Annotated in this window: 26 protein-coding genes and 2 tRNA genes; 15 read left to right on the plus strand and 13 right to left on the minus strand. The window is 69.8% G+C overall.

Going from position 1 to position 22,038, the window contains the following annotated elements; all coding sequences use genetic code 11:
* Positions 1 to 29 precede the first annotated feature (29 nt).
* Positions 30 to 668 carry a TetR/AcrR family transcriptional regulator gene (locus OG226_RS21735; protein ID WP_328680165.1) on the minus strand — a complete coding sequence of 213 codons (639 nt, stop codon included), beginning with the start codon at positions 666 to 668 and terminating at the stop codon, positions 30 to 32.
* 123 nt (positions 669 to 791) lie between these two features.
* Between OG226_RS21735 and OG226_RS21740 the strand changes: the two genes are divergently transcribed.
* Positions 792 to 1,424 carry an NAD(P)-dependent oxidoreductase gene (locus OG226_RS21740; RefSeq protein ID WP_329349763.1) on the plus strand — a complete coding sequence of 211 codons (633 nt, stop codon included), beginning with the start codon at positions 792 to 794 and terminating at the stop codon, positions 1,422 to 1,424.
* Between the two features lie 17 nt (positions 1,425 to 1,441).
* On the opposite strand, the gene OG226_RS21745 is transcribed toward OG226_RS21740, so the two are convergent.
* From OG226_RS21745 to OG226_RS21780, 8 genes are all read right to left on the minus strand, one after another.
* A complete protein-coding gene (locus tag OG226_RS21745; RefSeq protein WP_443066901.1) occupies positions 1,442 to 2,566 on the minus strand; it encodes a UDP-N-acetylmuramate dehydrogenase in 1,125 nt (374 codons plus the stop codon).
* A 934-nt stretch (positions 2,567 to 3,500) separates the two neighbouring features.
* Positions 3,501 to 4,964, minus strand: coding sequence for a DHA2 family efflux MFS transporter permease subunit (locus OG226_RS21750; RefSeq protein ID WP_328680168.1), 1,464 nt, complete (start codon positions 4,962 to 4,964; stop codon positions 3,501 to 3,503).
* 93 nt (positions 4,965 to 5,057) lie between these two features.
* Complete coding sequence (locus OG226_RS21755) at positions 5,058 to 5,630, minus strand: TetR/AcrR family transcriptional regulator (protein ID WP_328680169.1); 573 nt, start codon at positions 5,628 to 5,630, stop codon at positions 5,058 to 5,060.
* Between the two features lie 213 nt (positions 5,631 to 5,843).
* Complete coding sequence (locus OG226_RS21760; RefSeq protein ID WP_329349765.1) at positions 5,844 to 6,272, minus strand: MaoC family dehydratase; 429 nt, start codon at positions 6,270 to 6,272, stop codon at positions 5,844 to 5,846.
* A 1-nt stretch (position 6,273) separates the two neighbouring features.
* The gene (locus OG226_RS21765; protein ID WP_329349766.1) at positions 6,274 to 6,726 is read right to left on the minus strand and encodes a MaoC family dehydratase N-terminal domain-containing protein; all 453 of its coding nucleotides are present in this window, start codon (positions 6,724 to 6,726) and stop codon (positions 6,274 to 6,276) included.
* 118 nt (positions 6,727 to 6,844) lie between these two features.
* Entirely contained in the window at positions 6,845 to 7,009 is a 165-nt protein-coding gene (gene rpmG, locus OG226_RS21770; RefSeq protein ID WP_003948671.1) for a 50S ribosomal protein L33, read from the minus strand.
* 88 nt (positions 7,010 to 7,097) lie between these two features.
* A tRNA-Met gene (locus OG226_RS21775) sits at positions 7,098 to 7,170 on the minus strand.
* 46 nt (positions 7,171 to 7,216) lie between these two features.
* Positions 7,217 to 7,289 (minus strand) — tRNA-Thr (locus OG226_RS21780).
* 269 nt (positions 7,290 to 7,558) lie between these two features.
* Between OG226_RS21780 and OG226_RS21785 the strand changes: the two genes are divergently transcribed.
* Together OG226_RS21785 and OG226_RS21790 are read left to right on the plus strand one after the other, a co-directional pair.
* Positions 7,559 to 8,836 carry an amidohydrolase family protein gene (locus OG226_RS21785; RefSeq protein ID WP_329349767.1) on the plus strand — a complete coding sequence of 426 codons (1,278 nt, stop codon included), beginning with the start codon at positions 7,559 to 7,561 and terminating at the stop codon, positions 8,834 to 8,836.
* 143 nt (positions 8,837 to 8,979) lie between these two features.
* The gene (locus OG226_RS21790; RefSeq protein WP_329349768.1) at positions 8,980 to 9,636 is read left to right on the plus strand and encodes an NAD(P)H-binding protein; all 657 of its coding nucleotides are present in this window, start codon (positions 8,980 to 8,982) and stop codon (positions 9,634 to 9,636) included.
* 45 nt (positions 9,637 to 9,681) lie between these two features.
* Here OG226_RS21790 and OG226_RS21795 read toward each other — a convergent pair whose 3' ends face one another.
* The 4 genes from OG226_RS21795 to OG226_RS21810 all read right to left on the minus strand — a co-directional run bounded on the left by OG226_RS21795 (position 9,682) and on the right by OG226_RS21810 (position 12,573).
* Complete coding sequence (locus tag OG226_RS21795; protein ID WP_026150157.1) at positions 9,682 to 9,894, minus strand: hypothetical protein; 213 nt, start codon at positions 9,892 to 9,894, stop codon at positions 9,682 to 9,684.
* Positions 9,895 to 9,941: 47 nt separating this feature from the next.
* Positions 9,942 to 10,754 (minus strand): polysaccharide lyase family 7 protein, encoded by an 813-nt coding sequence (locus OG226_RS21800; RefSeq protein ID WP_327401975.1) that lies wholly within the window; start codon positions 10,752 to 10,754, stop codon positions 9,942 to 9,944.
* 386 nt (positions 10,755 to 11,140) lie between these two features.
* Positions 11,141 to 11,818 carry an AAA family ATPase gene (locus OG226_RS21805; RefSeq protein ID WP_443066902.1) on the minus strand — a complete coding sequence of 226 codons (678 nt, stop codon included), beginning with the start codon at positions 11,816 to 11,818 and terminating at the stop codon, positions 11,141 to 11,143.
* Positions 11,815 to 12,573, minus strand: a complete 759-nt coding sequence (locus tag OG226_RS21810) for a GntR family transcriptional regulator (protein ID WP_329349770.1) — start codon at positions 12,571 to 12,573, stop codon at positions 11,815 to 11,817. The genes OG226_RS21805 and OG226_RS21810 overlap by 4 nt, the downstream gene beginning before the upstream one ends.
* Before the next feature lie 789 nt (positions 12,574 to 13,362).
* Between OG226_RS21810 and OG226_RS21815 the strand changes: the two genes are divergently transcribed.
* The 12 genes from OG226_RS21815 (at position 13,363) to OG226_RS21870 (ending at position 21,999) form a co-directional block, all read left to right on the plus strand.
* A complete protein-coding gene (locus tag OG226_RS21815; RefSeq protein ID WP_329349771.1) occupies positions 13,363 to 13,623 on the plus strand; it encodes a DUF6284 family protein in 261 nt (86 codons plus the stop codon).
* Positions 13,620 to 14,219, plus strand: a complete 600-nt coding sequence (locus tag OG226_RS21820; RefSeq protein ID WP_329349772.1) for a hypothetical protein — start codon at positions 13,620 to 13,622, stop codon at positions 14,217 to 14,219. Before OG226_RS21815 ends, OG226_RS21820 begins: the two co-directional genes overlap by 4 nt.
* Positions 14,216 to 15,127, plus strand: coding sequence for a DUF2637 domain-containing protein (locus OG226_RS21825; protein ID WP_329349773.1), 912 nt, complete (start codon positions 14,216 to 14,218; stop codon positions 15,125 to 15,127). The genes OG226_RS21820 and OG226_RS21825 overlap by 4 nt, the downstream gene beginning before the upstream one ends.
* The gene (locus OG226_RS21830) at positions 15,127 to 15,525 is read left to right on the plus strand and encodes an RRQRL motif-containing zinc-binding protein (RefSeq protein WP_329349774.1); all 399 of its coding nucleotides are present in this window, start codon (positions 15,127 to 15,129) and stop codon (positions 15,523 to 15,525) included. The genes OG226_RS21825 and OG226_RS21830 overlap by 1 nt, the downstream gene beginning before the upstream one ends.
* 2 nt (positions 15,526 to 15,527) lie before the next feature.
* Positions 15,528 to 15,845: a hypothetical protein gene (locus OG226_RS21835; protein ID WP_329349775.1), complete on the plus strand. Its 318-nt coding sequence runs from the start codon at positions 15,528 to 15,530 to the stop codon at positions 15,843 to 15,845.
* 103 nt (positions 15,846 to 15,948) lie between these two features.
* Complete coding sequence (locus OG226_RS21840) at positions 15,949 to 18,075, plus strand: FtsK/SpoIIIE domain-containing protein (RefSeq protein WP_329349776.1); 2,127 nt, start codon at positions 15,949 to 15,951, stop codon at positions 18,073 to 18,075.
* 207 nt (positions 18,076 to 18,282) lie between these two features.
* Positions 18,283 to 18,750 carry a hypothetical protein gene (locus OG226_RS21845; RefSeq protein ID WP_329349777.1) on the plus strand — a complete coding sequence of 156 codons (468 nt, stop codon included), beginning with the start codon at positions 18,283 to 18,285 and terminating at the stop codon, positions 18,748 to 18,750.
* A gap of 16 nt (positions 18,751 to 18,766) precedes the next feature.
* Positions 18,767 to 19,024 carry a hypothetical protein gene (locus OG226_RS21850; RefSeq protein WP_329349778.1) on the plus strand — a complete coding sequence of 86 codons (258 nt, stop codon included), beginning with the start codon at positions 18,767 to 18,769 and terminating at the stop codon, positions 19,022 to 19,024.
* Between the two features lie 87 nt (positions 19,025 to 19,111).
* Positions 19,112 to 20,029, plus strand: a complete 918-nt coding sequence (locus tag OG226_RS21855) for a bifunctional DNA primase/polymerase (RefSeq protein ID WP_329349779.1) — start codon at positions 19,112 to 19,114, stop codon at positions 20,027 to 20,029.
* An 80-nt stretch (positions 20,030 to 20,109) separates the two neighbouring features.
* Positions 20,110 to 20,424, plus strand: a complete 315-nt coding sequence (locus tag OG226_RS21860; RefSeq protein ID WP_329349780.1) for a hypothetical protein — start codon at positions 20,110 to 20,112, stop codon at positions 20,422 to 20,424.
* Complete coding sequence (locus tag OG226_RS21865; RefSeq protein ID WP_329349781.1) at positions 20,421 to 21,650, plus strand: DUF3631 domain-containing protein; 1,230 nt, start codon at positions 20,421 to 20,423, stop codon at positions 21,648 to 21,650. The genes OG226_RS21860 and OG226_RS21865 overlap by 4 nt, the downstream gene beginning before the upstream one ends.
* Positions 21,651 to 21,813: 163 nt before the next feature.
* Positions 21,814 to 21,999 (plus strand): helix-turn-helix transcriptional regulator, encoded by a 186-nt coding sequence (locus tag OG226_RS21870; RefSeq protein WP_329349782.1) that lies wholly within the window; start codon positions 21,814 to 21,816, stop codon positions 21,997 to 21,999.
* Positions 22,000 to 22,038 lie beyond the last annotated feature (39 nt).

Here is a 22,038-nt window from a genome sequence, read left to right on the forward strand (position 1 = left end):
TGGGGTGCCTCATGGGGCAACGGTCCCGGTCAGGAGGGGTTCTCGGCAACGGAGATTCCGCCCAGCAGCGTCCGGGCCAGGCGGGGCGCGAACTCGTCCACGGGCGGCCGTAGGCCGGTCCCCGCGGCCTCGTAGGCGAACGCGCGCTGTGCGCAGGCGCCCAGGAGGAGCGACGCGGCCGCGAAGGTGTCCGCGTCGGGGTGGACGCGGCCGACGGCCTGTTCGGCGCGCAGATAGGCGTCCAGGGCCTCGATCGGCTTGTGGGGGCCCGAGCCGAGCTGCCGCAGGGCCTCGTCGTGGCGCCGCTTGAGCTGGGTCTCGGCGTACAGGGAGGCCGCGATCGGGAAGCTCTGCTCGTAGAAGAGGGCCGCCTGGCGGGCGATCTCGGTGAGGTTGTCCTCCAGGGAGTGCTGTCCGGGCTCGGCGGCGAGGCTGCGCAGGAGTGGCGTCAGCTGGGGCAGCCGTTCCGTGAGGACGCGGATGAACAGCTCCTCCTTGCTGGCGAAGTACTTGTAGAGCGCGGCTTCGGAGCAGCCGGCGGCCTTCGCGATCTCCTTGGTGGTCGCCTTGGCCAGGCCGACGGTGAGCATCAACTCGTGGGCGGCGTCGAGGACGCGGACCCGAGCGGGTTTCTGCGCGGCGGGCTCCGGGGCCTGTTTCTGCTGCATGGGGCCCAAGGATTCCATGACCGGTCCGTTCGGGCTTGACGGGTGGGTGAGTGCTTACTCACTCTAGAGGGAGACAGGGGTGAGTAAACACTCACCCACCTCGTCCAGGGGCAGGAGTGCGCCATGAAGCTCACCGTTTTCGGTGCCACCGGAGGCATCGGCCAGGAGATCGTCCGCCAGGCACTGGCCTGTGGCCACGAGGTCACGGCGGTCGTACGGGACCCGGCACGGCTGACCGCGCGAGGCGCGGGCCTGGAGGTGTTCCGCGCGGACCTCACCGACCCGGAGGCGGTACGCCCGGCGGTCGCGGGCCGGGACGCGGTCCTGTCCGGGCTCGGCGCGCGCAGCCGCAAGGACGCGGGGATCGCGACCCGGCTCACGCGGACGGTCCTGACGGCCATGGAGGCGGAGGGAGTGCGCCGGGTGCTGGTGGTGAGCGCCGGTCCGATCGGCCCGGACCCGGAGGGCGCGGGGCTCCTGGACCGCACCGCGCGCGGGCTGATCTCGGCCCTCCTGAAGGACGTCTACGACGACCTACGGGAGATGGAGGCGGCCCTCGCCGCCAGCGCCACGGACTGGACGAGCGTCCGCCCGCCACGCCTGCAGAACAAGCCGGTGACGGGCACGTACCGCACGGTCGTGGGTGGCTTCCCTGACAAGGGCCGGTTCATCGCGCGGGCCGATGTCGCCCACGCGATGCTGACGATGACGGACGACCCCCGGACGGTGAAACAGGGCGTGGGGCTGGCCTATTGAGGCCGGCCGAGGGGGTTCTACTGGCTGTCGAGGCTGACGCCGACGGTCACCGGTTCGTTGACGAGTGTGACCCCGAAGGTGTCGTGGACCCCGGCGACGACCTCACGCGCGAGGGCGAGCAGGTCGGCCGTGGTCGCCTCACCCCGGTTGGTGAGGGCGAGGGTGTGCTTGGTGGAGATCCGGGCGGGTCCGCTGCCGTACCCCTTGGTGAAGCCGGCCTTGTCGATCAGCCAGGCGGCGGAGGTCTTGGTGTGCCCCTCCCCCGCCGGGTACGCGGGCGGCTCCACGCCCTCCCCGAGACGCTCCGCCACGCGCGCGTGGAACGCGGTGAACTGCGCGTCGGTGAGGATCGGGTTGGTGAAGAAGGAACCGGCCGACCAGGTGTCGTGGTCCTCGGGATCAAGAACCATGCCCTTCCCGGCACGCAACGCGAGCACGGTCTCCCTGGCCTGCGCCAACGGCACCCGATCACCGGGCTCGACCCCGAGGACACGGGCCGTCTCGGCGTACTTCACGGGCGCCGACAGCCCGTCCGCGTCCTCCAGTTCAAAGCGGACGCGGAGCACGACATACCGCTCGGGCTCGGCCTTGAACCGGCTGTGCCGGTAGGAGAAGGCGCACTCCTCGTTGGTGAGGGTGACCGTCTCGCGGGTGGTGCGGTCGTAGGCGACGACCTCGGTGATCGTGGCGGAGACTTCCTGCCCGTACGCCCCCACGTTCTGGATCGGGGTCGCACCGGCCGACCCGGGAATCCCGGCGAGGCACTCCACACCGGCAAGACCGGCCTCCACAGTGCGGGCGACAGCGTCGGTCCACACCTCACCGGCCGCCAACTCCAGCCGCGTACCGTCGAGTTCGAAGCCACGGGTGGCGATCCGCAGGGCTGTGCCCTCGAACCCCTTGTCCCCGATGACGAGGTTCGACCCGCCCCCGATGACCAACAACGGCGTCCCCGCGTCGTCGGCCGCGCGCACGGCGTCGATCACCTCGGCGTCGGTGCTCGCGGTGATCAACCGGGTCGCGGGACCACCCAGCCGGAAGGTGGTGAGGGGGGCGAGGGGAGCGTCGTGAAGTTCCTGCACGGGGCCAAGAGTACGAGACGGGACTGACAAGGCTGGGGGTGGCTGGGTCGGGCTGGTCATTTGGGTGGGGGGTGGGGGTACGGGCCCGGTGGCAGTGCGGGTGGTGCGAGCGGGGGTGGTGCATCTGATGGAGGCGGGGCTACGCGTGCGGGACAGGCAGCGTGGAGCGGGCTTCCAGCGCCGAGGCGCGCAGGGCACCAATGGGGCACAGGTACGCGTCCGGCGCCAGGCACCACGTCTGCTGCCGGGCAGGGGGCCGGCACCAGCAGCGCGTGACATGCAGGCGCACATCCAGCACTGGTGCCGAACCCGGTATGAGGCACGCCTCCGCCACAGGGCACCGCCTCTGCGGCCAGGAGAACGCCCGGCACCGGCAACCCACCCGGGACACACCCGCCCAGCACGAGTCAGGCATCCGGTACAGGACACGCGCCAGACGCGGGCAAGAGACCCCACCCGGAACAAGGCAACACGCCTCAGCACAAGGCAAGTGTCCGGCCCGGGTCCCCCAACCGCCGTCGAGCGGGCGCCCTACAGCACGTGCGCCGCGCAACGCGCGTCCGGCACCGGCACGGCCTCCGGGCACGAGACACCCGCCCAGCGCGATGCACCGCATCCGCCACTGTCCTCCGCCCCCACCCCGGCCACGCGTCCCCACGCGGCCGACTCCCCGGCCACCACCACCTCAGCGCCCGCGGCGAAGCCGAACGCACCCACCCGTAGAACCCCACCACCGAAGCCGGACGCCCGCACGCACGCGTGGAGCCCCACCCACAATGCCGACCCCACGCGCGCGTGAAGCTCCCCCGGCAACAGCAGACGCCTGCCCAGGCAGAACCCCACCGACGAAGCCGCTCACCCGCACGAAGCCCCGCCACCGAGCCCGCCCACCTACACAGCCCCACCCACACAGCCCCGCCAACCAAGCCGCACGCACGCGTGAAGCCCCACCGACAACGGCGGGGCCCCACGCGTGCGTGCACAGGCATCCCGGTCAGCGACCGGCGTTCTCCAGTACCGAGTCGGACTCGGAAGCCCCCACCGACTCAGCGGACGCGGACGTCGCCGCAAGCTCCGCCGCCCGCCGCCGGGTCGGGATCAGCAGCGTCGCGACTCCCGCGAGGGCGACCACCGCCGCCCCGGTGACCAGCGCGGGCTTCAGGCCGTCGACGAAGGTCTGGGCCGTCTGGTAACCACCCTGGGCCGAGAAGATCGAGGCCATGATCGCGATGCCGAGGGCGCCGCCGACCTCGCGGAGCGCGTTGTTGGCGCCGGAGGCGATGCCCTGTTCCTGGGGGCGGACGCTGGACATGACCAGGTTGGAGGCCGGTGCGAAGAACAGGGCCATGCCGATGCCGCTGAGGATCAGGCCGGGCAGCTGGGCGCCGTAGGAGACGTCGGTGGTGACCACGTAGGACATCCAGCCGAGGCCGGCCGCCTGGAGGAAGAGGCCCGCGGCGACGACCGGGCGGCCGCCGATGCGGTCGGAGAGGATGCCGGCGACGGGGGCGACGAGCATCGGCATGCCGGTCCAGGGGAGCATCCGCAGGCCCGCCTCGGTGGGCGAGTAGCCGAGGACGCCCTGCATGTACTGGCTGAGCAGGAAGATCGACCCGAACATCCCGAGGAACATCAACAGGCTCGCCGCGTTGATCCCGGAGAAGGCGCGGGAGCGGAACAGCCGCATCGGGAGCATGGGGTTCTTGGCGTTGACGCTGTAGATGATGAACCCGGCGAACAGCGCGCCGCCCGCGAACAGCCCGGTGAGGACGAGCGAGCTGGTCCAGCCGTCGGCGGGCCCGCGGACCAGGCCGTAGACGATCCCGAAGAGGCCGCCGCTGGCGAGCAGGGTGCCCGGGAAGTCGAGCGGGGCGCCGGTGCCGTGGGACTCGGAGAGGCGCAGGCGGGCGAGCGGGATCAGGGCCAGGCCGAGCGGAACGTTCAGCCAGAAGATCCAGTGCCAGGAGATGTGCTCGGTGAGGCTGCCGCCGATGAGGGGTCCTGAGGCGACGGCGAGCCCGTTCACCGCGCCCCATATGCCGAACGCCATCCCGCGCTTGGCGGCGGGTACGGCCGCCGTCAGCAGGGTCAGGGTCAGCGGCATCATGATCGCCGCGCCGACACCCTGGACCGCGCGGGCCGCGATCAGGGAGTCGATCCCGGGCGCCATGGCCGCGGCGGCGGAGGCGACGGTGAAGACGGTGATGCCGACGATGAAGAGCCGGCGGCGCCCGAACCGGTCGCCGAGCGCCGCGCCGAACATCAGCAGGACGGCGAAGGTGAGCGTGTAGGCGCTCACGGTCCACTCCAGGTCGCCCAGCGCGCCCCCGAGGTCCTTGCGGATGGACGGCAGGGCGGTGGTGACGACGAGGTTGTCCAGGGCCGCCATGAACCCGGCGACACTGGTGATGACGAGGGCCCAGACCATTCCCCCGCGCGGTGCGGTTGGCTGTGACATCGCTCCCCCAAAGGGTGCTCGTACCGATGATTAGTTATTGATGACTAACTTCGCCGGGCACGAAGAGGCGCAGAATCCGCCCCTTGCCCGCCACTACGACTTCTCCAGCCGACCGGTGGTACGGGCCTCCGGATACAACCCTTCCCAGACCCGGTGCTCGGGCGAAAAACCCATGGCCACAAGGGTGTTGATCAGCATTCCGTACGCCATGAAGGTCGTGGTCTGCTCGATATCCGCCCCCAGGGGCAGATGCACGACGTCCCAGAGCCTCATCCAGCCCGTTCGCACGGCCTCGCCGAACTCGTGGTCGCCCTCCGCCTCGGCGGCGGCCACGGTGATGTACGTCTGCATCTGCATCTGGAGCTTCTCGGGATGCTCGGTGATGAGCCGCACATAGGCGTCGGCCATGGCATGCAGGGCATCCTCGCCCTCCAGCCCCTTCGACGCCTCCTCCGCGACCCGGCACACGTCCTCCACGCACCGCAGCGAGGCCGCCGCGAAGATCGCCTTCTTACCCGGGAAGAGCCGGAAGAGATACGGCTGCGAGACACCGACCCGCTTGGCGATCGCCTCGGTGGAGGTGCCGTAGTACCCCCGCTGCGCGAACTCGGTGATCGCCGCGCGGACGACGCTCTCGCGCCTCTCTTCTGCGCTCATCCTGACCATGCGAGAAAGTTAGTACTCAATCACTAACTACGTCAAGGGGTGGCTTCGACGGAGTTCCGGGACGGGAACGGGAGGCGAGAGGTCGTTCGATGTGCGGCACGACACACGGGCGGGCGGGCTCCGAGGCCGCCGACGTCACTGCCGGTGACCGAGTCGGCCCGGCCGACCCATGCGTAAGGGGCGCCCGCAGTGGCGGACGCCCCTTACTTCAGCTCACGCCAGTCGTACGACGGCCCGTGACATGCCGAGCACCTTCTGGCCTGCGCTCATCGCCACCAGGTCCACGCGGACCGTGTTGTCGTCGAGCTTGGCGGCGACCTTGGCGCTGACCTCGACGGTCGCGCCCTGGTCGTCGTTCGGGACGACGACGGGCTTGGTGAAACGCACGCCGTACTCGGCGACCGCGCCCGGGTCGCCGGTCCAGTCGGTGACCACGCGGATCGCCTCGGCCATGGTGAACATGCCGTGCGCGATGACGTCCGGGAGCCCGACCTCCTTGGCGAACTTCTCGTTCCAGTGGATCGGGTTGAAGTCCCCGGAGGCGCCCGCGTACTGGACGAGGGCGGCGCGGGTCACGGGGAAGGTCTGGGCGGGCAGCTCGGTGCCGACCTCGACCTCGTCGTACGCGATCTTCGCCGTCATGTCAGCTCCCCTCCGCCGCGCGGGCCACGAGCTTGGTCCAGGCGGTCACGACGTGCTCGCCGGCCTCGTCGTGGACCTCGCCGCGGATGTCCAGGATGTCGTTGCCCGCCATCGACTTGATCGCCTCGATGGTGGAGGTGACCGTGAGGCGGTCGCCGGCGCGCACGGGGCGGACGTAGACGAACTTCTGGTCGCCGTGCACGACGCGGCTGTAGTCGAGGCCGAGCTGCGGGTCCTGGACGACCTGTCCGGCCGCCTTGAACGTGATGGAGAAGACGAAGGTCGGCGGGGCGATCACGTCGGGGTGCCCGAGCGCCTTGGCGGCCTCCGGGTCCGTGTACGCCGGGTTGGCGTCGCCCACCGCCTCCGCGAACTCGCGGATCTTCTCCCGGCCCACCTCGTACGGGTCGGTGGGCGGATAGGTCCGCCCTACGAAGGACTGGTCGAGCGCCATGGCCCGGTACCTCCTGATGTTCCTGCTGCCGTGTGGCCTGCTGTCCGGCCTGCTGTGTGGAGAACGACGCGAGGCCGTCCCCAGACTTCGGGGACGGCCTCGTGTACGAGCCTGATACTTATCGCGTTTCGCGATGCGCGGTATGCGCATTGCAACGCGGGCAGTGCTTCTTCATCTCAAGACGGTCCGGGTTGTTACGCCGGTTCTTCTTGGTGATGTAGTTCCGCTCCTTGCACTCCACGCAGGCCAGCGTGATCTTCGGGCGGACGTCGGTGGCAGCCACAGGAGTGCTCCTTGACGAACGGATGGGACTATGAACGCATAACAGAGTAGCCGATCGAAGGACCGACCCCGCAATCGGCTACTGTCAGTAGCGGTGACCGGACTTGAACCGGTGACACAGCGATTATGAGCCGCTTGCTCTACCGACTGAGCTACACCGCTGTGATGCGATCGGTTCCCATCTTGCGACGAGAACCTTTCACACCAGAGCCCCAATACGGAATCGAACCGTAGACCTTCTCCTTACCATGGAGACGCTCTACCGACTGAGCTATTGGGGCGAGCGATGAAGACATTACACGCTCGGCGACCGTTCGCCCAAATCCGTTTCGCGGCCCCGCTCCAGCCGCTTCCACGGCCCTCCCAGAGGCCTCAGAGCCCCCTCCCGTATGGGGGACCACACCGGTACGACTATTGCGCTCCTCCCGGCCGTGAGCGGATCACCGCCCTAGGCTCGACTCACTCTGCGTGATCTTGCGCCCCTTTGCGCAGTCCCCGGTCCTGAGCCCCGAAGCCCCGAGCCCGCGAAGCCCTGAGCCCCTGGAGCGCGATGCCCGACAGTCAGCCCCAGCCGTCCCACTCGTCGTCCGGCCCGTCGGGTTCCTCAGGCTCGTCGGGACCGGCCGACCCGGCCGCGCTCCTGCTGTGCGGGGCCCGGCTGACCGACGGCCGGACCGTGGACGTACGGCTGGGCGGCGGGCGCATCGAGGCGGTCGGCACGGCCGGCAGCCTGGCGACGGACGCCGCGCGCGCGTGCGGCGCGCGCGTGGATCTCAGCGGCTATCTCCTCCTCCCGGCCCCGGCCGAGCCGCACACGCACAGTGACACCGCCCTGTCGGCCGAGAACGGCGGACCGGTCTCCTACGACCCCCAGGACGTCCAGCGCCGCGCCACCGAGGCCGCGCTGCTGCAACTCGGGCACGGGGCGACGGCACAGCGGGCACACGTGCGCGTGGGGGACGTTCAGGGGCTGAGCGCGCTGGCCGCCGTACTGCGGGCGCGGCGGGCGCTGCGGGGCCTGGCGGAGCTGACGGCGGTGGCGATGCCCCGGCTGCTGACCGGGGTGGCGGGGGCGGACGGGCTCGCGATGTTGCGGGACGCGCTGAAAATGGGTGCCTCTGTAGTAGGTGGTTGTCCAGATTTGGACCCCGATCCGACGGGGTATGTGGAAGCCGTCCTGGAGGTCGCGTCCGAGCACGGCTGTCCCGTCGACCTGCACACGGACGCCGCCGACCCGACCCGCCTGGCCCGGCTGGCGGCCGTCGCGGGCGGGATGCGCCCCGGGGTGACGCTCGGCCCGTGCGGCGGCCTGGGGCGGCTGCCTGCGGACACGGTCACACGGATCGCGGACCAACTGGCCGCCGCCGGCGTGACGGTGGTCTGCCTGCCGCAGGGCGGCTGCGGCGGCGTCGACCGGCGGGGGACGACTCCCGTACGACTGCTGCGCACGGCCGGCGTCCAGGTCGCCGCGGGCAGCGGCGCCCTGCGGGACGTGTCCAACCCGGTGGGCCGCGGGGACCCCTTGGAGGCGGCCTATCTGCTGGCCTCACGGCACGGGATGCGGCCCGAGGACGCCTACGACACGGTGAGTTCGTCGGCACGCGCGGCGCTCGGCCTGCCCGAGGTCCGGGTCGAGGCGGGGTTTCCGGCCGAACTGCTCGCGGTGCGCGGCGACCGGCTCGCGGGCGCGCTGTCGCTGGCGTACAGCCGGATCGTGGTGCACCGGGGGCGCGTGGTGGCACGGACCAGCGCGGTGCGGGAGTACTGCAACACGGCGGCGGGCTCGGAGTTGGGGCTGCCCCGGCAGGGACGGGGCGAGTTGTCGTGAGCGGCTGTCAACGCGCCGGGGCGTACGCCTGAGGCGCCATGGCTCGGGTCCGCGCGCCCGGCGCGTCCATCGCGAGTGTGCGCCGCTGGGACGCGGCTGAAGTCATGCGGCGCGTGCGGCCGTCCGGGCGTACGGTCGAAGGCATGCGCATTGTCATCGCTGGAGGTCATGGTCAGATCGCGCTGCGGCTGGAGCGCCTGCTCGCCGCACGCGGTGAAGAGGTCGCGGGCATCATCCGCAACGCCGAACAGGGCGACGATCTAAGGGCGGCCGGCGCCGAACCGCTGCTGCTGGACCTGGAGTCGGCCTCGGTCGAGGAGGTCGCGGCGCAACTGCGGGGCGCGGACGCGGCGGTCTTCGCGGCCGGCGCGGGCCCGAACAGCGGCACGGCCCGCAAGGACACGGTGGACCGGGGTTCGGCGGTGCTGTTCGCCGACGCGGCGGTCCTGGCGGGCGTACGACGGCATGTCGTCGTGTCCTCGATGGGCGCGGATCCGACGCACGCCGGGGACGGCGTCTTCGACGTGTATCTGCGGGCCAAGGGCGAGGCCGACGCGTATGTACGCGGGCTGGACGCCCTGGACTGGACGATCCTGCGCCCCGGTTCGCTCACGAACGACGCCGGCACCGGGCTGGTCCGACTGGAGGCCCACACCGGTCGCGGCGCGATCCCGCGCGACGATGTGGCCGCCGTACTCGCGGAGTTGGTGGAGACCCCGGCGACGGCCGGCCTGACGCTGGAGCTGATCGGCGGGTCCGCGCCGGTGTCGGTGGCGGTGAAGTCGGTGGCGGGGAACTGAGGATCTGAGCGACTGGGGTTCCCCGGCGGCGGGGTGGGCCGCCGTTCAGAAGAGTGGCATCTGGCCGGGGAACTCCGGAACCACGTATCCGTCCAACGCGGGCTGGGCCGCCCCGAGTTCCGCCTGGCGGCGGGACCCGGGGCACGACACGAGGTCCCCGCTCTCCCGGGCGCCGGGCGGATCGTGCCGCGCGAACCGGCCGGCCACGACGGCGATTTCACGACGGCACTCGGGGCAGCTTCTGCGGCGTGACGACATGGGATCAGTCTGCCCCGCCGCAGGCCGGGTCGGCTGTCGAGGCTCGCTCAGCTGTGGGCGACGGTGAGGCCGTAGAACGCGACGCGGGCGCCCTTGGTGGTGCTGTCCGAGGACGACTGGTTGTACGAACCGGCCTTGAAGTACTGCTTGTAGGCGTTGAAGGACGACGGGATCGCGTAGTGCGTGGTGCTCCCGTTGACCGTCAGGTTGATGGTGTTTCCGCCCGAGACGCCGATCGTGTAGCTCCACGTCTTGCCGACCGACACGTTGCCCACGGTGTGCAGGGTCTGGCCGCCCGAGGGCGAGTTCTCGGTGCCGAGGACGATGTCGCCGCTGGAGCGGTAGTACAGCTCCAGCAGCGGCTTGGTGGACGTGCCGCCGCTGCCGAGGTGGATCTGGCCGACGCAGACGTTCGACGTGACGGAGACGACTCGGAGCGTCGCCTTCATCGTGTGGGTGCCGCTGAGCGACCAGTCGGCGGCGCTGCCGCTGCGGTTCATCTCCCGCAACTCGGAGCGGGCGTAGTTCGAGTTGGGGGTGGTGACGCCCTTCTCCGGCGCCCAGAAGGTCATCGCGCCGTCGCGGGTGTCCGTGTAGAAGTACGAGTCCTGGAAGCCGTTGGCCCCCTGGAGGCGGGACGACGAGATCGTCGTGGGTGAGCCGGGGGACCCGATCGGCTCCTGGAGCTGCCACACCCCCAGGTCGAAGTTCCCGCCGGGTGCGACGGAGGGGTCGGCCAGGGGGGCGGCGACGACGTGGGCGGCGCCGGTACTGCCCGACGCGGCGGGCGCCGTGAGGGCGAGGCCGCCGGTGACGGCGACGACGGTGGCCAGGGAGGTGAGCAGCGTACGCATGCGCATGGGGGGTGCCTTCCTGTCTGCTCTGTGGACTCGACTCGGTTGGCGGAGCAGGCGTTCACGTGTATGAACTATATGTTTCAACGTGAACGCGGTGCCGCGACAGTAGGGCTGTGGCACGGGCACGTCAAGGTTGGCGGCAGGGCGGAGGGGGCCGCGGGGATGCCTCCGGGGCGACTTCGGGATGCCGCGGGAAGACCCCGGGAACGACGAAAGGGTCTGTGATCAGCATTACTGCTGATCACAGACCCTTTCGATCTTGTGGCGGCGCCAGGGTTCGAACCTGGGTAGGCTAAGCCGGCAGATTTACAGCGGGCTCCATTCGTCGCCTGTGACCAGGGGTTTCTCCAGAAAGCGCAACCGCCGGGGGACGCCTGGGGGAAACGGCCCTACTGGTCAGCCTCTTCCAACACTGCAATCAGGGTCGCAGGGTCACCATCGAAGGTGATGTGCGGTTCGTCCGACTCGGGTGGCACGAATCGGGTGCGGTAGCGCTGGAGATCACTCTCCGAGAAGTAGACCGAGTTGGGATCGTGCTCATGGTCCGCGTTGCGCTTGTTGATCCTTGACCAGAGTTCATCGTGGCTTGCTTCGAGGTAGACGAGTACCGGAGTTGCGCCGACGTCGGTCGCGATAGTTCGCCACCGGGTGCGGTCATCCGGGGTCCAAAAACCATGATCAACCACAACATCGCGCCCCGCCATGAGGTGTTCGCGAAGTTCAGCCGCGACGTCCTCAAGCACCGGACGCTCAAGGGTGGGGAAAGTGCCTCGCGGGAAGTCCACCCCGTACACACCATGGCGGCGGTACATCTCCTCATCCGGGCACAGGCGCACGAACCCGCGATCAGTGAGAACACGGGCAAGAGTGGTCTTGCCGGAGCCGGGGAGTCCAGCCATCAGGACACAGAACGGTGGGCGCAGGAACATCGGTCTCGTCAGAGTCTGGGAGATGGCAGTCATCTCGGCTTCAGCTTCAGGGGTGAGCAAGCCGTCACGGCGAGCGGCAAGCAGGTTACCCATGCGGACTTCGAGCACGCTCATGAGCGTGTCGTCCATAGTCCTCACTGGGAAACCTCCGATTCGGTCCGCCAGGTGCGACCAGGGCCTCCAAGGTCGACACCGTACTCGACGACATTCCCCTCGCTGTCGATGAACTTCGCAGTCATCACGACCACGGGTTCCGCCGGCGGGTTCTCAGAGTTCAGTTCCAAGAGCTGAGCATCCTCCGCAGTCAGCAGCCGCGCTGAGGCACTGTCGATCCGATGACTGATCGGGAGGCCCGTCGCCTCTGAGATGAGCTGGAGGGATGTTCCCCCCGTCAGTCGCTCGCTGTTGGCCAGTTGCGGGATCAACCTCCCGTACTGAGCGGGAATCCAAGACGTACTGTGCGCCACGATGCCGTGCCGGTCTCGGTACACCCGGCATCGGCGGATTACGTCGGATTGTGGGTCGACGCCCAGGGCTTGGGCCACCTCTGGGGGCGCAGGAACGATGGCGGCCTGATGAGAGTCGGACCTTTCGCCTGACCCCCAGCTTGATCCGGTACGGCGGCCCCGATCCTGGCGCTGAGATCCCGAGGACATCGACGAGGGCCGGTCAAGGACTTCAGTCCCGATGCCGTGAATCCCCCTGACTAGACCCTCGTTGCGCAGCTTGCGCAGCGCCTTCTCAGCCGTTGCAGTGCTCACGCCCCACTTCTCCGAGAGGTTCTTGATGCTCGGCAGAAGCTCTCCGGGCGACATCTCACCGGACTCGATCAACTCCGTGTAGTGGGCGGCAATTTTCGCGTACGGCGCCCGATTGTCGGCCTGACCTGCCATGTCGCCTGCTCCCTCTCACCAGTTCCCTGCGGTTCCCTACCCTACCGCTTGACACCGCAGGGAACCCTAGGGAACCTTAGGGATGTGCCCGCCGGTCGGAACGTCGACCGAGGGTCATCGTGCCCAGGTATGCCCGCATTGATGACGGGCGTACCGGCTCGGAGCAGCGTCAACGCCCGGAGGAAAGCCCGCAGGGGTGAGTACGAAGGCAGCGTCAGTTGGTTGAGAATTCAATAGGGATTCAAGTTCGACGGGGTTCAACTCCCCGTCCCCGCGACGGCCCGGGTGACGGCCGTTGGCGGCCACTTCGTGGCGGGTGAACCTTTCCCGCCCTGCGTGTCAGCTCTGGAGAAACGCCCCGGGGATCGGTGGGAACCGACCTCCGGGCGCGCCACCTGATACGCGCCGCCCTGCTGGCGTCAGAGCAGTGACGATGACGCACCCGATTCACCGGCTCGGGACCTGCGCTCCGTGGCAACGGCGCGCAGGTGAAAGCCGTGTCCCAGCTACTCGCGGGAGGTCGGCATGAGCCGACGACATACCCAGGCGCCGCCGCATGGACCGGCCGGCGGCGCCACACCACCCCCTGATCCGGTCCGTTCTCGGCTTCGCAGCACGAACGCTGCGGCCGGCTGCCTCTCCTGTCCGTCCGACCCTCGCTGTGTGCGGTGGTCGTACGGACAGGAGCGCGGGGAGTCGGATACCGACTTCGACGGCACGCGGCCCCCGGAGGTGCAACTCCGAGGGCCGCTTTTCGGGCCGTTCACCCTTCGAGAGGAACCACGACCCATGAAGCACATCGGTGCACTTCAGGTGGTTGTTACTGCCGACGAGTTCGACCGCGAACCGACGTTCGCTGAACTGGACGCGATCAACATCGAGTTGCCCGTCATCCTGGCGGACGTCGACCTGATCGACGCGCAGATCATGACCTTGGACCGCACCCCCTCCGAGCTGGACCGGCAGCGCATCCGCCGGGCCCGGCGCCGCCTGCTCACCGCCCGCCGTGAGCTGGCCAACCGCTCCGAGCTGGACGGGGTGGGCGCATGAGGACCACCGCCCCCGCCCCCGCGATCCTGTCCGACCACACGGGCAAGCCCCGGCCGTGGCTGGACATGCCGCTCTCCTACGAACAGGCCCGTCTCGGTATGGCCTTCCACGAGGCCGGCCACGCGGTGCTGTCCATGGCCTACGGCATGCACGTCATCACCTCCGAGGTCATCGCCTGGGAGCCGGCGCCGGGCCAGTGGGCGGTGACCGGCAACACCGCGCACCAGACGCAGGACACCCCGCCGTGGCACTACGCCGCACAGTGCGCGGCCGGCGAACTCGCCCACGTCACCTACCTGATGGCCTACGGCCTGTGGACCCCGGAGCGCGCCGCCGCGTGCGCCGCCGCCCATGACCGTGAGCTGGCCATCGACGTCCTGCGCCAGTTCGGCCATCGCCTCGGTCGCACCCGCGTCCCCGAGGGCGGCAAGTCCTGGGGGATGGTCCAGGGCATGGCGCGGCGCAAGGTCGGCCACCTGTGGCGCGAGATCCGCACCGTGGCACACGCCATGGACGAACGGACCGTGCTGACCGGCGACGAGATCGCCGCGCTGACCGGTCTGGTCAACCCCTCGTTCGAGGGAGGCGACCGGTGAACCGCTTCGGGAAAAGCCTGCTCATCACCGCGCTCGTCGTGGTGGTCGGGATGGCGTTCCGGGTGTCGTGGAACGCGCTACGGGACATCGCGAACGCGATCGGCGCGGACCACACCGCCGCCACCCTCTACCCGTTCGTGGTCGACGGCCTGATGGCCCTCGCCCTGGTCGCCACCCTCGTACTGGTCGGCAACGACCGGAAGTTCGCACTGCGGGTGCTGGGCACCTACACGGGCGCGTCCCTGGTCCTCAACTACGTTCACGGCCTCGTTCCCGCGCTGCACGGGGCCACGGTCGACTGGGGACGCCTTGCCGACTGGGACCCCGCCAACTGGGCTTTGGTCCTGTTGGCCACGTCGCTTCCGGTCGGGTCGATCTACTTCGGTTCCGATCTCGTCGCGAAGGTGCTTCACCACCAGCCCGCCCCGATCGTGGCCTCGGTCGTGAATGCGGAGGAATCTACCGAGAACACAATGAAACGGTCTACGGCTGACCTGCCGGAATCGACCCCCGCGCCGATCACCGCGTCCGCCGTGGCGAACCCGGTACGGATGCCCGATCCGCTGCCGGTCGGCTTTCTGAAGTCGGCTCTCCCGCTCAAGCCCGTACCCGCCATCGGGTCGGCCCCGGTCACGTCGATCGGGTCGACTCCCCAGCGCACGGTCGCGGCGGCATCGACCCGCCCGCGTGCGGCGACCGGTCGGGTTCCCAACGTGGTCCGATCGCCCCAACCCAAGCGCACGCAGGCGCAGTTGCTCGACGAGGCCCGCACCGCGACCACGGGACTGCCGGACGCGAAGGTGACCGCTGAGGGCATCCGCCGCGCGATCCACACCTCGCCGGCCAACGCCCGGATGCTGCGGGATGCGCTGCTTGCCGAGCGCATCGCCACTGTCGGGACGCCGTGATGTCCGCCGCGTTCGGCAAGTGCTACGACCCGAGCGGGGCCCGCTACGGCATCCCCACCTTCCCCTGGAAGTACGCCCCCAGCGACGAGCAGTACGCCACCCGCCGCCAGTTGAGGGCGCGTGGCCTGCGTCCCGGGGGTCAGCCGATAGCGGCGCAGGTCATGCGCATCAACCGCCGCGCCGGCACGGTGCGGGTCGCCTACCTCTACCGCATCGACCTCGCCAAGCCCGTACGGCCGATGACCTCGCGGAAGTGGGGCGCCCTCGCGCTGGCCATGCTCGCCCGCCAGACCTGCCCCGTCTGCAAGGTCACCTACAGCTACTGCATGCCGCGCTCCCTCGGCATGTGCGTGCTCTGCGCCTACCCCACCAACACCCCCTCCCCGAACGGGAGTTGAGCATGTCCAAGTCCGAGATCCGCCGCCTGGACCGCGAGATCGAGAAGACCGCCGCGAAGCTGGAAGCGGTGAAGCGGGGCGAGTGGTGGCCGCTGAACGGCTCCGAGCGCCGCGCCATGGCCCGCGCCATCGCGGGCGGCTCCTACCAGGTCGTACGCGGCAGGAACCCCGGCCGTGCCGAGCGGCAGATGGACACCACCGGGTCCGCCGCCGAAGCCCGACTGACCGCCGAACTCACCGCCCTGCACGGCGAGAAGCAGCGCCTGCTCACCGAAGCGGCCCGCGCCAAGGCCGCGAGGAAGTCTTCCCGCTGGCTCTGACCAGCCAGGCGCCGGGGTGCCCGCCTCTTTCCACGGACACCGGCACCCCGACGCCCTTTCTCCAACTCCCGCCCCCAAGAGGGCAGTCAGGAGCAACACCAGCATGACCGAGAACGTCGTACGCCTCGTCAAGAACCTCCCGACCGATGCCGAGTCGGACGGGACGCCCACGGTGCTGACTGTGGTCCCCGACGCCCCGCCCGCGCCCCTGGTCCCCCTGTGGGTGCGCTCCGGGCGGGCCGTGAAGCACGCGGTCACCCACGACACCACCAAGTCCGCTGCCCGCGCGGTCGCCCGACACAGCCTCTACACGTTCAACGGCGGGCGGATCGTGGCCCGCCGCACCTGGGACGGCAAGACCGGGGCCCGCTACGAGCGCATGATCCGCGCGGCGGAAGTCGCCGGGAACCTTGAGCTGGCGGAGGAGTGGGAGGACCGGTTGCAGCGCTTCCGCCAAGCACGCCACCACCGCCGCATGGACCTCCTCCACTCCCCCGTGGAAGCGGCCAAGGGCGTCGGGGTCGGCGCCGCCATGAGCGTCGGGGTGCTGGTCGCGCTCGGGGTCGTGATGGCCATCAACAACCACGACATCCGCGACGTGATCACGCCGTTGAAGGCGACCATCGAGTTCATCGCGACCCTGATCCGGATCGTGCAACTCGTCTGGCCCACCGCTGTGATCCTCGGTCCGCTGTTCGCCCTGCTCGCCCTGTGGACCGTGGGCAGCAAGCAGCAGGCCGCACCCCAGTGGGCGCTCCCCGCCAACGTCCGCAACGGGGAGGGTGAGCCGATCACCCCGTCCATCGTCGTCAAGGCCCTGCGCGACCTCGGGGTGCCCGCGCTGCGCAACGCCATCAAGGAGATGGGCGACGCCGGCGCGTCCATGCTGGGTCCGATCCGGATCGCCGGGTGCGGTGTCGAGGTCGACGTGACCCTGCCCTCCGGGGTGTCGACGAACGAGGTCCAGCAGCGGCGCCGCAAGCTGGCGGAGAACCTCACGAGGCACGAGCACGAGGTGTTCATCACCATCCCGGAAGCGGCCCGCACGGTCCGCCTGTGGGTCGCCGACTCCGGGGCGCTCGATGAGCCGATCGGCCCGTCGCCGCTGGTCACCGACGAGACGATGACCGCGAACTACAAGACCGGCCGCGCCCCGTGGGGGCAGGACCTGCGCGGGGACGGTGCCGCGCTGTCGCTGTATCAGCGCCACCTGCTCATCACCGGTCTGTCCAACCAGGGCAAGACCGCCGCCCTGCGGGCCCTCGCTCTGTGGGCCGCGCTCGACAAGAGTGTCGAGTTCCGGATCGCCGACCTGAAGGGTGCCGGGGACTGGGCCATGTTCGAGGGCCTGGCAACCATCCTGATCCAGGGCCCGACCGACGAGGACGTGATCGCGGCGACCGAGATGGTCGAGGGCCTGGTCGACGAGATGGAACAGCGACTGGAACAGCGCCGCCGCGACCCCGCCACGGTCTTCGAGCCGCTGATCGGCATCGTCGATGAGGCGCAGGTCGCGTTCATGTGCCCGGCCAAGGACGACGAGAAGCGCCCCTACGGCGGCTCGAAAGCCACCTCCCGCTACTTCATGGCGGTGCGCAAGGTCCACAACCAGGGCCGTGTGGTCGACGTGCTGATGTGGGAGGGCACCCAGGACCCCACCGACCAGAACCTTCCCAAGCTGGTCCGCGAGGGCGCCCACACCCGGGCCTCACTCGCCCTGGGCACCGAGTCGCAGGCCGTCATGGCGCTCGGGGAGAAGGCCGTCAACGGCGGCGCCGCCCCGCACCTGCTCCGCCAGGGCCTCGACAAGGGCACCCTCGTCGTCGCCTCGGACGGGATCGCCATCCCCAAGGGACAGTCCTCCATCACGGTCCGCACGCACTTCATCGACGACGCCGGAGCCGACGCCATCACCGAACGAGCGAAGGCCCTGCGCTCCGGAGTCACCACCCTGCACGCCATCGACCGAGGCGAGACGCGTGACCCGCTCGCCGACATCGACGCGGTGGCCGGCGACGGGAAGCGCGCGTTCACGCAGGACATCATCAAGCGGCTCGCCGCGCTGAGCGAGGACGCCTACGGCGCCTGGTCGTTCGGCGACCTCAGCCGCGTGCTGGAGTCCTACGGCATCGAGGCCTACAAGTCCCACGGGCGGATGGTCGTGCGCCGCGACGACATCACCGCCGCCCTCGCCGAACGCGACACGGACGGTTCCGCTTCCGCTTCCTGATCGCGGGGAGGCGAACCCTCCCGTGGCGGGGAGGCGGGGAGAACTCCCCAACCGCCTCCCCGCCCCGCCTCCCCCGCGTTGATCAGGGGAAACATCGTTTCGGGGAGGCGGGGAGGCACCCCAGGTCAGCCCTCGAAAACCCCCTCCACAGCACCCCCTGAAGGGGGTGTGTCCGCCTCCCCAGCCCATGTTCGGAAGGGATTCCGTATGTACCCCGAGACACCCCGTCACGTGCCCGCCGAACGGGCCGTGACCGTCCACCAGCCCACCCCGCTCGCCCCCGCCGCCGCCATGGCGCCGGCACCCGTCGTTCCGATGCAGCCGGGCAGCATCCCGTCCGTGGCGAGCATCGTCCTGCCGGACGGCCGCGTCGTCACCGGCTACGCCATCAACCCCACCCAGCCCGAACCCCTCGTCGCCAAACCGCCCGTCTCCCGCGCGGCGGTGAACGTCGCGCTCGGGGGCGTCGGGTTCCTAGCCGTGTGCGGCGGACTGCTGATGCTGACCGCGTTCATCACCGCCCTGACCGCGCTCATCTCCCAGCTCATCACCCTCGCGGCCGTGATCTTCGGTGGGTGGATCGCCGTGCAGGTCTTCAGCACACGCGGCCACGGCGGCGGGAGCACGGTCAACATCCGCAAAGCGATCTTCAAGCGCAACCACTTCCACGGCTGACAGGAGACCAACCACCGTGCTTCGACTCCGCTTCAGGGTCATCTGTGGCACCCGCCAGACGCTGGCCCTCATCGACACTCCCGCCCCCAACTGCCCCAACTGCCGGGGAGCGGGCGGCATCGCGCACGACTACGGCCACCCCGCCACGGGCGAGTACGAGGGCACCGACTACGAACTCTGCCCGTGCTGGACCACGTGGTGCCTGCCCCTGCTGCCCCTGCCGCGCTGGCTGCGCCGCACCCCGCGCGGCTACAGCAGCGAACCGCCCTTCTAGCTACGCCAAGGGCGGCCCCCGTCTCACCAAAGTCCGGGGCCGCCCTTGCCCAACCAGCCCTCAACAGACCTGTTGGAGGTCTCCAGCATGACCCATGACGCCCGCTGCGCGCTGCTGCGCGCAGCGCTGGACACCGCCGAACGCGGCTGGCACGTCTTCCCCCTCCGACCCGGCACCAAGCGCCCCGCCCTGCACGGGGAACGGTCCTGCACCGGTACCGGGCCGTGCGCGAGCGGACACCGGAAGTGGGAACAGCGCGCCACCACCGACCCCGACCGCATCCAAGCCGCCTGGTCGCAGGCCCCGTTCAACATCGGCATCGCGTGCGGACCCTCAGGCCTGCTCGTCGTCGACCTCGACATGCCCAAGACCTCAAGCACCAAGGGCAGTTCGGACGCGCCTGACGGCACGGCAACCTTCGCAGCGCTCTGCGAGCGCGCCGGGCATCCCGTCCCCGCCACCTACCGGACCCGGACCGCGAGCGGCGGACAACACCTGCACTTCACCGCCCCATCGGACGTCCGGCTGACCAACACCGCAGGCACCGTTGCCCCGTTGGTCGACACCCGCGCAGCCGGCGGGTACGTCGTCGCAGCGGGCAGCATCACACCCGCCGGACCCTACGAAGCCCTCAGTGCCCCTGTAGCGGCCCCGGTGCCCAGATGGCTGCTGAGCATCCTCAAACCGGCCCCCAAGCCTCTACAGGCACCCCCACGGGCCGTAGCAGGGCAATCTAGCCGATACGCGGATGTAGCGTTCGACAACGAGGTCCATAGCGTCGCCACCGCCGCCGACGGCACCCGCAACGCCACACTGCTGCGCGCCGCCCGCGCTCTGGGACGGTTCATCGCGTCCGGCGACCTCACCCGCGTACGGGTTGAGGACGCTCTTAGAGAGGCAGCGGGGGCCAACGCCACACAGCCTCAGCGCTACTACGACGACGTGATCCGACGTGCTCTCGACTGGTCGATCACCCACAACTCGCCCCGGGGCAGGGCCGCATGAGGACCCCCTCCCGCTCTAAGAGCCTCATCCCCGCCCGGACCCCTCTCCGCCCCGCCGAACTCCCTTTGCCACAGGCGAACTTGGGCGAACCGAAGGGCGTCGCCGAAGGCGTCCCCACAAGCCCTGACCCGCAGACGACCGACCCGGACAACCCCACACCGCAACGGCCCGGCATCCGCATCTACGCCCCGCCCGTCTACCGCCACCACTACGACGGGGCCCGCTGGTCCAAGCGCTACGGAGACACCCCCACCGCCGCATACGCCTGCCGGTGCGGCGAGACCGCCACCGCCACCGGCCGCGACGAGGTGGCCGAACTCGTCGACGACTACGACTACCACCGCGCAGTCACCTGCCGGCTCCGCACCGCGCAGGAAGGAAGGGCCGCCGCATGACCCAACTCATCGATGGGGCAGTGCTGTTGGACGAGGTGGAAGCCTTCCACCGCCGGTTCAACGTCTTCCCCACCCAGTCCGCCTACGTCGCCGTGACGTTGTGGGACGCGCACGCCCACCTGATCGAGTGCTTCGAGACCACACCCCGCATCGCGTTCCTCTCCCCGGAACCCGGATCGGGCAAGTCACGGGCACTGGAGATCGTGGAACTCCTCACGCCGCGCCCCGTCACCACGGTGTCCGCCTCCGCCAACGCCCTGTACCGGCTCGTCGACTCCGCCGCAGGTCTGCCCACCGTGCTGTTCGACGAGGTGGACACCATCTTCGGACCCAAGGCCGGCGCGGATGAGGCCCTGCGCGGGTTCCTGAACGCCGGATGGCGCCGCACTGCCGGCGCCCTGCGCTGCGTCGGGGAGGGCTCCAACCAGAACGCGCAGATCTTCAACTCCTACTGCGCCGTGGCCATGGCGGGACTCGGTTCGCTGCCGGACACGGTGCTGACGCGCTCGGTCATCATCCGCATGCGCAAGCGCGCCCCGAACGAGAAGGCCGAACCGTACCGCCAGCGCACCCACGAGAAGCAGGGTCACGCCCTGCGCGAGCGCCTCGCCAAGTGGGCCGACACCGTGCGGGACCAGGTCGCCAACGCCTGGCCCGACATGCCCGAAGGCGTCACCGACCGCCCCGCCGACATGTGGGAACCCCTGCTCGCCGTGGCCGACGCCGCCGGCGGCACCTGGCCCGACCGGGCCCGCACCGCCTGCCTGGAACTGATCAGCGCCGCGCACGACAACGACGAAGCCTCCCTCGGGGTCCGGCTGTTGACCGACCTGCGCGACAAGGTGTTCTGCGGCGACGACCGCATGCCGACCGCCGTGATCATCGAAAGCCTGCTCCACATGGAAGACGCGCCCTGGGGAGACCTGGACGACAAGCCGATCAACTCCCGTACCCTCGCACGGCTGTTGGGCCAGTACGTCACCCCGTACAACAAGCCGATCAAGCCCCGCACCTTCCGCACCCCGTCCGGGACGCCCAAGGGCTACTACGCGGAAGACCTCACGGACGCCTGGACGCGCTACTGCCCCCCGCCCTCCGGGGAATCCGCAACAGCCGCAACGTCCGCAACACCGCAGGTCAACAGCGGTGAACCTGTTGCGCCAACCGCCACCCCGAACCGCAACACGGCACCCGAGTCCGCAACACAACCCGCTCTCGCAGGCTGACCCACCCCGGCATCTCCCCCACCGCCACACACCCCAGTGTGGCGGCACCTATCCGCAACACTCCCGCCATCCGCAACAAATCCGTCGCTCTGACCTGCGGTGTTGCGGTGTTGCGGCTGTTGCGGATTCCCCAGAAGAGAAGGAAGACGAAGGAGTAACCGCCTTGGCCCGCCCCAAGATGCTCAAGCTCCCCGAAGTCCTCGAAGAGATCGAGATGAGCCGCGCCGCCTTCTACCGCATGCGCGCCCGTGGCAGGGCTCCGAAGCTCATCAAGCTCCCCAACGGCCAGATTCGCTGCCGCCGCACCGACCTCGACGCGTGGTGGTCATCCATGGAAGCCGCCGCCTGACCACCTCCCGCACACACGAGACACGAGGGGCCCGCTTCC

This window comes from Streptomyces sp. NBC_01261 (assembly GCF_036226385.1).
Lineage (GTDB): Bacteria > Actinomycetota > Actinomycetes > Streptomycetales > Streptomycetaceae > Streptomyces.

Bases quoted from the DNA above. Each gene is read 5' to 3' on its own strand.
- OG226_RS21760 (WP_329349765.1), bottom strand. From the start codon at position 6,272: ATGACGGCGAAGATCGCGTACGACGAGGTCGAGGTCGGCACCGAGCTG.
- OG226_RS21820 (WP_329349772.1), top strand. From the start codon at position 13,620: ATGAGGACCACCGCCCCCGCCCCCGCGATCCTGTCCGACCACACGGGC.
- OG226_RS21795 (WP_026150157.1), bottom strand. From the start codon at position 9,894: ATGTCGTCACGCCGCAGAAGCTGCCCCGAGTGCCGTCGTGAAATCGCC.
- OG226_RS21765 (WP_329349766.1), bottom strand. From the start codon at position 6,726: ATGGCGCTCGACCAGTCCTTCGTAGGGCGGACCTATCCGCCCACCGAC.
- OG226_RS21750 (WP_328680168.1), bottom strand. From the start codon at position 4,964: ATGTCACAGCCAACCGCACCGCGCGGGGGAATGGTCTGGGCCCTCGTC.
- OG226_RS21740 (WP_329349763.1), top strand. From the start codon at position 792: ATGAAGCTCACCGTTTTCGGTGCCACCGGAGGCATCGGCCAGGAGATC.
- OG226_RS21845 (WP_329349777.1), top strand. From the start codon at position 18,283: ATGTACCCCGAGACACCCCGTCACGTGCCCGCCGAACGGGCCGTGACC.
- OG226_RS21840 (WP_329349776.1), top strand. From the start codon at position 15,949: ATGACCGAGAACGTCGTACGCCTCGTCAAGAACCTCCCGACCGATGCC.
- OG226_RS21790 (WP_329349768.1), top strand. From the start codon at position 8,980: ATGCGCATTGTCATCGCTGGAGGTCATGGTCAGATCGCGCTGCGGCTG.
- OG226_RS21865 (WP_329349781.1), top strand. From the start codon at position 20,421: ATGACCCAACTCATCGATGGGGCAGTGCTGTTGGACGAGGTGGAAGCC.
- OG226_RS21745 (WP_443066901.1), bottom strand. From the start codon at position 2,566: ATGACCAGCCCGACCCAGCCACCCCCAGCCTTGTCAGTCCCGTCTCGT.
- OG226_RS21785 (WP_329349767.1), top strand. From the start codon at position 7,559: ATGCCCGACAGTCAGCCCCAGCCGTCCCACTCGTCGTCCGGCCCGTCG.
- OG226_RS21810 (WP_329349770.1), bottom strand. From the start codon at position 12,573: ATGGCAGGTCAGGCCGACAATCGGGCGCCGTACGCGAAAATTGCCGCC.
- OG226_RS21735 (WP_328680165.1), bottom strand. From the start codon at position 668: ATGCAGCAGAAACAGGCCCCGGAGCCCGCCGCGCAGAAACCCGCTCGG.
- OG226_RS21855 (WP_329349779.1), top strand. From the start codon at position 19,112: ATGACCCATGACGCCCGCTGCGCGCTGCTGCGCGCAGCGCTGGACACC.
- OG226_RS21815 (WP_329349771.1), top strand. From the start codon at position 13,363: ATGAAGCACATCGGTGCACTTCAGGTGGTTGTTACTGCCGACGAGTTC.
- OG226_RS21800 (WP_327401975.1), bottom strand. From the start codon at position 10,754: ATGCGCATGCGTACGCTGCTCACCTCCCTGGCCACCGTCGTCGCCGTC.
- OG226_RS21755 (WP_328680169.1), bottom strand. From the start codon at position 5,630: ATGGTCAGGATGAGCGCAGAAGAGAGGCGCGAGAGCGTCGTCCGCGCG.
- OG226_RS21830 (WP_329349774.1), top strand. From the start codon at position 15,127: ATGTCCGCCGCGTTCGGCAAGTGCTACGACCCGAGCGGGGCCCGCTAC.
- OG226_RS21835 (WP_329349775.1), top strand. From the start codon at position 15,528: ATGTCCAAGTCCGAGATCCGCCGCCTGGACCGCGAGATCGAGAAGACC.